This is a genomic window from Nocardiopsis listeri (assembly GCF_020741345.1).
Classification (GTDB): Bacteria; Actinomycetota; Actinomycetes; order Streptosporangiales; family Streptosporangiaceae; genus Nocardiopsis; species Nocardiopsis listeri_A.
In genome coordinates this window covers 1-8,448 of sequence record NZ_DYZD01000259.1, presented here as the reverse complement: position 1 = coordinate 8,448, position 8,448 = coordinate 1, and the positions used below count along the sequence as shown (strand labels likewise).

The following is an 8,448-nucleotide window of genomic DNA, read 5'->3' as shown; positions in this document are numbered from 1 at the left end:
CTGCTCGACGTATTCCAGGTAGAAGCGGTCCAGTTCCCGGACCATCCGCACGGCGGTGTCCACGTCCCAGGCACCGTTGGCGTCGATCCGCACCCGGCCGGAGGGGCCGATTGTCGAACGCACGGCCTCCACCCGGGCGATGTCCTCACTCGGGTCCTGGCCCTTCTCGGCGACCTTCACCTTGGCGGTGGAGCACCCTCCCGCGGCCACGATCGCCGCGGCGCGTTCGGGGTCCACGGCGGGCACGGTGACGTTGACCGGGACCCGGTCGCGCACGGGTGCGGGCCACCCTTGGCGGGACGCCTCACGGCAGGCCGCCCACCAGCGGGAGGCCTCGCGCGGCCCGTACTCGGCGAAGGGCGAGAACTCACCCCACCCGGCGGGCCCGCGCACGAGCAGGCCCTCTCGCACGGTGATACGGCGGAAACGATTGCGCAGACCGATCGCGAAGGCCCGCCCCTGAGCGGACTCCCCCGCTCGCCCGTCCGACCCGTCCCCATCGGTCACGCAGCTCACCGCTACTACTTCTCCCTCGCACGGAAATCCCAGGAGACGCTCGGACGGGAGGGACCCGCAAGACCCCGGCGTCCGCACGTCGACTCCGAGCATTCTGCCAGGCGGGTCGAGGAACGCGGGCACAGGCCCGGATCCGACGCTCCGGAGAGCCGGGCCGCTCCACCGCCCGGGCTACCCTGGGGCACCGTGGCAGCAGTCGAAGAACACCGGTCCCCGTCCCCTCTCGCGCAGGATGGACGTCCTCTCCAGGCCGTACGCGGTCTGCCCCCTGAGCGTCTGGAGGCGATGCTCGTCGAGGCCTTGGACGGCACAGGACCGGCCCTGCTGCCCGTTCCGGACGGCACCCCCGCCGCCCGCGTCACCGAACTCCTCGCCTCCATGCGCCCCTCGTCGCTGTGCACCCCGGAGGGGATCGTCCCCCTCGATCACGGTGTTCCGGTGGGGCCGGACGCGGCGTTGCTCATCACCACCTCGGGCTCCACCGGCGCCCCCAAGGGGGTGGAGTTGTCCTCGACCGCGCTACGAGCGTCGGCCCGCGCCTCCGTGGCCCGGATCGGCGCGACCGACGGTGACACCTGGCTGTGCGTGTTGCCGGCCGGCCATATCTCCGGGGTGCAGGTGATGACGCGCGCCTACGTCACCGGGACGCGCGCCGCGCACGCCCCCTTCGACGTGGACGGTGTCCTCGAAGCGGCCGAGAGACTGCGCCCCCACGTCTCCCTGGTCCCCACCCAACTTCGTCGACTCCTCGCGGCCGGCGCCGACCTGTCACTGTTCGGCACGATCCTGCTCGGCGGCGCGGCGGCCGAACCCGACCTGTTGGAGCGCGCCCGCGCCGCGGGTGGTCGAGTGATCACCACCTACGGCATGAGCGAGACCTGCGGCGGGTGTGTCTACGACGGCGTCCCCTTGGACGGGGTCCGGGTACGGATCGACACCGAGGAGGAGGGCGGCCCCGGACGGATCCTGTTGGGCGGCCCGACCCTGTTGACCGACTACCGCACGCCCCCGGGGACGACGGTCGACCCCGACGTCCTGGCCGACGACGGCAGCGGGCCACGACTGCGCACCAACGACCTGGGCCGGTTCGGGCCCGACGGTCGTCTCCAGGTGCTGGGCCGTGTGGACGAGGTGGTCAACACCGGTGGGCACAAGGTGGTCCCCGGGCAGGTCAACACCATCCTGAGCGAGCATCCGAAGGTCGCCGAGTCGGTGGTGGTGGGCCGTCCCGACCCCGAGTGGGGCGAACGGGTGTGCGCGGTCGTGGTCCCGTCCGACCCCGCCGACCCACCCGTCCTGGACGAACTGCGCTCCCACGTGCGCGAGCGGTTGCCCGCCTACGCCGCGCCTCGGGAGTTGGACGTGCGCGCGAAGCTGCCGATGCTCGCCTCCGGCAAACCGGACCTGGTGGCGCTGCGCCGCCCCGTCCCCTGAACGAGGGGTTCTCCGTCCGGCCCGACAGAACACGAGGACCTGCGGGAATTCGTCCCCCACGCAGCGGCGTTACCGGTAGTACCCGAACCCATGGGACCCTGGCCGCGGCGGGCGCCGTTCTCGGTGCCTCGATCACCCGCCGGCCAGGGTCTCCCGGGAGCGCACAAGGTGTCCTGACCCCTTCGACCACGATCGATCCCGATCAGAACCGAAAAGGTGGGGAACTTCCCAAAGCTCCCTGACGTCTATCCGAGTACCGAGATCTTCGGCCCCCGTTTCCAAGGAGGTCCGCAGTTGGCGGCAGCCGTCGGCTCACCCGCACGCGTCCGCGCGGCCTCTCTCATGTCGGGACGGTCCCGCCCCGGGGTGTCCGAGGGCCGGCATGGCGGCGTCTCCAATACCCGCACCCGCACGCCCACCGCCACTCACGACCCGGTGATCTATGCCACCATCCTCGATATCCAATCGAGACAGGGAACATTTGACTCGCCGACACGTTGGACATATTGGCGCGTCCAGTCGGCGGTGACCCTCCGCCACGTGCCACACGTCTTGGAAGGGAGGGATGTGCCCCGATGACGAGCACCGCCCTAGCAGCCTCCGGCCATTCGGCCCAGGCCCCCGACGGCGCCGCTCCGAAACCGGCCCCCGAGGCCAGTGCGGCCCTGACCGACCTGATCACCCAGGGACGTGCTCAGGGACACCTGTCCCTCTCCGAACTACGTACCGCTTTCTCCGCGGCCGGAGTCACCTCCAGTGACGGCCGCTCCATCCTGCGTGAACTCACCGACCACGGGGTCCGGCTCGCCGACGGGGGCGAGGAGTCCGTGAAGGTGGCCGAACCTGACGCCGAGGACGACGTGCTGGAAAACACTCTCATCGCGACGGTGCCCGACACCGACGAGGCACCCAAGGCCGCATCCGGCAAGGTCGCAACGCGAAAGGGTCCCTCCACCCGGAAGAAGACCCGCACCACGCGACGCACCAAGAAGACCGAGACCACCCAGGCCTCCATCGACCCGGAGACCGGTGAGGCCGACCTCGACGACCAGTCACCCGCCATGGGCGACTCGGTCCACACCTACCTGAAGGCGATCGGGCGGCGCCAGCTGCTCACCGCCGAGCAGGAGGTGGACCTGGCCAAGCGTGTCGAGGCCGGACTCTACGCCGAGTACCGGCTCGGTCAGCACGGCGAGATCGACGAATCCTTCGCCATGGCCGACGCCGAGCGCGAGGAACTCGAATGGGTGGCCGAGGACGGCCGCAAGGCCAAGTCCCACATGCTCGAGGCCAACCTGCGCCTGGTCGTGTCGGTGGCCAAGAAGTACAGCGACCGGGGGATGTCGCTGCTGGACGTGGTCCAGGAGGGCAACCTCGGCCTCATCCGTGCGGTGGAGAAGTTCGACTACACCAAGGGCTTCAAGTTCTCCACCTACGCCATGTGGTGGATTCGCCAGGCCATCCAGCGCGGGTTCGCCGACTCCGCGCGCACCATCCGTCTGCCCGTGCACGTCCTGGAGCTCCTCAGCAAGGTGAGCCGGCTGGAGCGCGACATGCACCAGGCTCTGGGCCGCGAACCCACTCCCGAGGAGCTGGGTCACGAGCTGGACAAGACCCCGACCCAGATCGAGGAGCTGCTGCGGGTCACCCGCCAGCCCATCAGCCTCGACTCGACCATCGGTGAGGACGGCGAGACCCGCATCGGTGACCTCATCGAGGACGTGGACGCCTCGGAGGCCTCCGAGGTGGTCGACCGTCAGCTCATGGCCGACCAGCTGCGCAACGCCCTGTCCGACCTGGAGCCGCGTGAGGCGACCATCATGTCGCTGCGGTTCGGACTGATGGACGGACGCCCGCGCACGCTGGACGAGATCGGCAAGCACCTGGGACTGACCCGCGAGCGCATCCGGCAGCTGGAGAAGCAGTCTCTGGCCAAGCTGCGCCACCCGAGCCGGGCCCAGCAACTGCTGGACTTCGCCAGCTAGGGACCGCGACGGACACACGGGGCCGCCCTCCGCTTCGGAGGACGGCCCCGTCCGTGTGTTCGGGGGCTTGTGCGGGGCGCCGATCGCGGTCTCGGGGAGAACCCCGAGATCCCCCTGGAATCGACCTCGTGTCTTAACACGACCGCGTGCGCGGTGGGACGATGTCGGACATGACGAATCGAGCCCAGGGGAACAAGGACGAGATCGCCGCCGCGTTGCGCGCGAGTCGCGAGCTGGGACCGGAGTACGACGACGCGATCTCCGCTTCCCTGGTGGAGCGGGTCGACGACGCCATCGAGGAGCGCGTCGAACACCACGTCGCCCGTCAGATGGGGGCGAACGAGGCCGGCAAGGGCGTGGCGTCCAACACCGTGCGGATGGTCCTGGCCCTGGTGTGTCTGGGAGTCAGCATCCCGGCCACGGCCATCGCCGCCGCGGTGGCCGGTGGAGCCGGCTCCATCCTCATGGTGTGGCTGGGCCTGATCGGCTTCTACCTGGTCGCGGTGGCGGGTTTGCGCCGCTGACGGCCGAGGCCCGGTGTGAACGCGGGCGGGGCGGGGACCGGTCCGGTCCCCGCCCCGCCTTATTCTCTAGAATCCGCAGGATTGCAGGATCATGTCGTGCGTCTCCGCGGTCCAGTCCAGGGCGTCCGCCAGTCCGGCCTCGTCCCCGTTGTCCAGCTCCTCCAGGATGGCGTCGACGGCGTCGGCCCGCTCGGTCGCCACGTCACGCTGGTCGCCGCGGGCGGCCGCCTCCAGACGTTCGACGTCGTCCAGGTGGGCGACCAGTTCGTCGGCGTGCTGGTCCTGGTAGGACACCCCGTCGACGAGGATGTCCTGCTCGATGCTGGACACGGCCATGTCGACCGCGGAGATGTTGGCCTGGATGTCGGCGCAGGCCGCCTCGATCTCGGCCCGATCACCCGAACAGGCGCTCAGTGCCAGCGGCAGAGCCAGGGCACCGGCGACCAGGGACAGAACACGGGAGGTGGTTCGGGGGTGGGACACGGGTGCTGCTCGTTCCTACTCGTGATTTGCGGTGGGGGAAGGATCCGACGGCCGAGCGGGGACCGTACGGGTCACAGGACGGCGAAGACGATGACCAGGGCCAACACCACCACGGCGAACGCCAGGCAGCCGATCGCGGAGGCGATGCCACCGCCTCGGCGGCGCGGGGCGTAACCGTGGCCGTCGTCGTAGTAGTGCCGGTTTCCGCCGTACCAGCGACGCCGGTACCCGGAGGACGGCGCGACCACGTAGGTGGGGTTGGACCGGGTCGTCCGTGAGGGCCTGGCGGCCCTGGGGGTACGCGCCGGCCGGGCCGGGCTACCGCTACGGGAGTTGAAACCGCCGCCGGAGCGAGCGGCGCCGCCACGGGCCGAGCGGCCACTACGTGAGCTGAAGCCGCCACCGGAACCGGAGGAACCACCCGCCCGCCGTCCGCCGAAGCCGCCCGATGAGCGGCCACCGCCGGAGCGACCACCGCCGGAGCGACCTCCGCCCGAACGACCGCCACCGGAGCGTCCTCCTGATGACCGTCCTCCGCCGGATCTCCTGTTCATGGGGCCTCCTTGGGGGATTCGTCCTTGCCGGCGCCGTCAGGGGAACGGCGCCACTACGAGATTAGCCTCTGTCTTCGCAGTTCAGGAGGGATAAGAGCACTTTCGTCCGGTTATGGTCATCACCACTGCGTGATGGAACCACAAGCGCCCAGGGTGCGTCGTGTCGATCGGGGGCCGATACCGAAACCGGCGCCGCCTCCCCCTGGAGCGCCTCAGCCCTCCAGAGCCGCCCGCAGGATCTCGACGGCCTCCTCGTGGTCCAGGCCGACTCTGGTGATGACCTCGGCGTACACCCGTGCCGCGGCGAGCGCTTCGGCGCGTTGGTCGTCCCCGGCCGCCGCCACGAAGGTGCCCGAACGGCCGCGGGTCTCCACCACTCCGGCCTGCTCCAGCTCGCGGTAGGCGCGGGCGACGGTGTTGACGGCGACCGCCAGTTCCCCGGCCAGGGCCCGCACCGTCGGCAACCGGTATCCGACCGGAAGTTCTCCGTTGGCGGCCGCGATCGCGACCAGGGCCCTGATCTGTTCGTAGGGCGGTACCTTCGATGCCGGATCAATGCGGATGAAATCCGCCATGTCCCTTTTCGCTCCCTACGTGGATCGCCTGCTCCCGGCCCGGTCTCGACCGGGCACGCCACCCCAACCTATCGCCCACCGATAGACCACGTGAGGCGGCCACACGGGCCCCGAGCCCACGAGCGGGGCGAGGGGCCCGTGAAGGCCATCCGATCAGACCACGCTGCGCGGCACGCGCTGGATGCCGTGCAGGCGGTGGGTCTCGCGTTCGGTGAGCAGACGCTCGGCGATCTGTGTGGCCTGCTTGACATCGGGGCGGGCCAGACGCTTGCGACGCTGGATGCGGTCGACGTACCCCTTGGGGCCGACGAGGACGCGCTCGTGCGCGTAGGCCGCGCGCATGGCGTCGGTGAGCGCGGTGTCCAGGGCCAACCCGCGGTCACGGAGCTCCTCCACGGGAGCGTTGTGCTGATGGGCCGAGTCCAAGGCGTCCTCGGTCTCGGACACGCTCTTGAGAAGCTCGGGCAGTCGGTCGGCCAGCTCCTGGTCACGAGCGAGCCTCTCGCGTGCCTGGGTCCTGTCCTGCTTGGGAACTCGCATCTTGCGCTCTCCATCGGGCGTAACATCGGCGGTCTCGTCGCAACTCTAGGGGTGACGAGGATCATCCTGCGACCCGGGATGCGGGTCGGTGCGGGCGTTCACCGACCGGACCTGTCACCTTACTCAGTAGATCCCCATGAGCCCCCGGAGGAACCCGTGGTCAGTAGGAACAACGCAGGGCTCAGCCGCGAACTCATCATCGTGGAGGCCCTGCACATCATCGCCGGTCGTGGCCTGGGCGGCCTGTCCATGCGCCGGCTGGGCGACGCCCTGGAGGTGGAGGCCATGGCGATCTACCATCACTTCCCCAGGGGCAAGGAACAACTGTTCAACGCCATCGCCGCCTATGTCACCACCGCTCGGGTGGTGAGCGGTCTGACCGAGGGCCAAGGGCCCGAGGAAGAGGAGCTGCCCGCCTCCGGGATCGACGAGGAGGACCCGGACCAGGTCGAGAACCTGCCCTGGGACCGTCGGATCACGGCGTGGGCCGAGGCCTACCGCGCCCGGCTCCTGACCTACTCGGGCGCCATGTCGCTGCTGATGCACCGAGCACCGTTGACCTTGGCCGAGCAACGCACGGTCGCCATGCTGGACGCGGCCCTGGAGGAGGCCGGGCTGTCCGGGGACGACGTGGCCCGGGGGCGTGACTCCCTGTTCTCGTACTGCCTGGGTTCCGTCGGACACCAGGTGCGCCACGAAGGCCGTGATGACTCCCCCGGGGAGGTCGAGGCCCTGGCCCGATTCCTCTTCGGTCTGCGGGCGCTTCTGCGGGGGCTCGCCACCTCCTGACCGGACCGACCCGCGTTCTGTGCTCCCCCGTCACCGTTCAGCCGGCGGCACGCTGTCGCACGCGTTCGGCGCGCAGCCTGCGGGCCTCTTCCGGGTCCAGGACCGGAGCGGCGGTGAGCAACTGCTTGGTGTAGTCGCTCTGCGGGTTCTCGTAGATGCTGTCGCTGTCGCCCATCTCCACGACCTCGCCCTTGCGCATGACCGCGACGCGGTCACTGACCTGACGCACCACCGCCAGGTCGTGGGCCACGAAGATGTAGGTCAGGCCGAAGTCGTCCTGTAGCTCCGAGAGCAGCCGCAGCACCTGGTCCTGCGTGGACACGTCCAGCGCGGAGACCGGCTCGTCGCAGATGATCAGCTTGGGCTTGAGGATCAGCGCGCGGGCGATGGCGATGCGCTGACGCTGGCCACCGGAGAACGCGTGCGGGAACCGGTTGTAGTGGTTGGGCTCCAGGCCCACCCGCTCCAACAGGTCCTGCACCTGGGCGCGGATCTTCTTGCCGTCCCGTTCACCCTGCACCTTCAACGCGGTGCCGATGCTCTCACCGATGGTCAGACGCGGGTTCAGCGAGGAGTAGGGGTTCTGGAACACCATCTGCACGTCGCGGCGGAGCGGTCGCAGCTCACGCTCGCGCATGTGGGTGATGTCCTGGCCCTCGAAGTGGATCGATCCCTTCGTGGGCTCCAGCAGACGCATGATCATGCGCGAGACCGTGCTCTTGCCCGAGCCGGACTCGCCCACGATGCCGAGGGTCTCGCCCTTGTACAGGTCGAAGCTCACACCCTTGACCGCCCAGAAGTCGCTGGAGCGGCCCCACATACCCCCACGGACCCTGAAGCTCTGGGCGATGTCGCGCACGCTCAGCAGCGGATCACCCTCACCGGTGGCGGGGGTGAAGGCCGCGAAGTCACCGGGCTTGGTGACGGTGCCCTCGCGCTTGTCCCGATCGATACGGTCGGCGCGGTCCTGGGCCCGACGCTGGGCCCGGGAGACCTCCACGCGCGGCACCGCGTCCAACAGCGCCTGGGTGTAGGGGTGTTCGGGCTT

At 69.8% G+C, this 8,448-nt stretch carries 10 protein-coding genes; 4 read left to right on the top strand and 6 right to left on the bottom strand.

The genetic code is table 11. The features are described 5' to 3' along the window. Window positions 1-516, bottom strand: a 516-nt coding sequence (locus K8V84_RS13540; protein WP_304074664.1) for an enolase C-terminal domain-like protein, incomplete at its 3' end; no start/stop codon positions are given. A 285-nt stretch (window positions 517-801) separates the two neighbouring features. Here K8V84_RS13540 and K8V84_RS13535 point away from each other — a divergent pair. The 3 genes from K8V84_RS13535 (at window position 802) to K8V84_RS13525 (ending at window position 4,459) form a co-directional block, all read left to right on the top strand. Next, window positions 802-1,950: an AMP-binding protein gene (locus K8V84_RS13535; protein WP_304074666.1), complete on the top strand. Its 1,149-nt coding sequence runs from the start codon at window positions 802-804 to the stop codon at window positions 1,948-1,950. Window positions 1,951-2,525: 575 nt separating this feature from the next. After that, the gene (locus K8V84_RS13530; RefSeq protein ID WP_304074662.1) at window positions 2,526-3,935 is read left to right on the top strand and encodes an RNA polymerase sigma factor; all 1,410 of its coding nucleotides are present in this window, start codon (window positions 2,526-2,528) and stop codon (window positions 3,933-3,935) included. 170 nt (window positions 3,936-4,105) lie between these two features. Further along, window positions 4,106-4,459, top strand: a complete 354-nt coding sequence (locus tag K8V84_RS13525) for a hypothetical protein (protein ID WP_304074661.1) — start codon at window positions 4,106-4,108, stop codon at window positions 4,457-4,459. A gap of 66 nt (window positions 4,460-4,525) precedes the next feature. On the opposite strand, the gene K8V84_RS13520 is transcribed toward K8V84_RS13525, so the two are convergent. The 4 genes from K8V84_RS13520 to K8V84_RS13505 form a co-directional block, all read right to left on the bottom strand. Next, on the bottom strand, window positions 4,526-4,942 hold the full coding sequence (locus K8V84_RS13520; RefSeq protein ID WP_304074659.1) for a hypothetical protein: 417 nt from the start codon (window positions 4,940-4,942) through the stop codon (window positions 4,526-4,528). 71 nt (window positions 4,943-5,013) lie between these two features. After that, complete coding sequence (locus K8V84_RS13515; protein WP_304074657.1) at window positions 5,014-5,496, bottom strand: hypothetical protein; 483 nt, start codon at window positions 5,494-5,496, stop codon at window positions 5,014-5,016. 212 nt (window positions 5,497-5,708) lie between these two features. Continuing rightward, window positions 5,709-6,071 (bottom strand): GntR family transcriptional regulator, encoded by a 363-nt coding sequence (locus tag K8V84_RS13510; protein WP_304074655.1) that lies wholly within the window; start codon window positions 6,069-6,071, stop codon window positions 5,709-5,711. A gap of 153 nt (window positions 6,072-6,224) precedes the next feature. Next, a complete protein-coding gene (locus tag K8V84_RS13505) occupies window positions 6,225-6,611 on the bottom strand; it encodes a hypothetical protein (protein ID WP_304074653.1) in 387 nt (128 codons plus the stop codon). A 156-nt stretch (window positions 6,612-6,767) separates the two neighbouring features. On the opposite strand from K8V84_RS13505, the gene K8V84_RS13500 reads away from it, so the two are divergent. Continuing rightward, window positions 6,768-7,400: a helix-turn-helix domain-containing protein gene (locus tag K8V84_RS13500; RefSeq protein ID WP_304074652.1), complete on the top strand. Its 633-nt coding sequence runs from the start codon at window positions 6,768-6,770 to the stop codon at window positions 7,398-7,400. Window positions 7,401-7,437: 37 nt separating this feature from the next. Here the strand turns inward: K8V84_RS13500 and K8V84_RS13495 are convergent. Continuing rightward, window positions 7,438-8,448, bottom strand: a 1,011-nt coding sequence (locus K8V84_RS13495; RefSeq protein WP_304074649.1) for an ABC transporter ATP-binding protein, incomplete at its 5' end; no start/stop codon positions are given.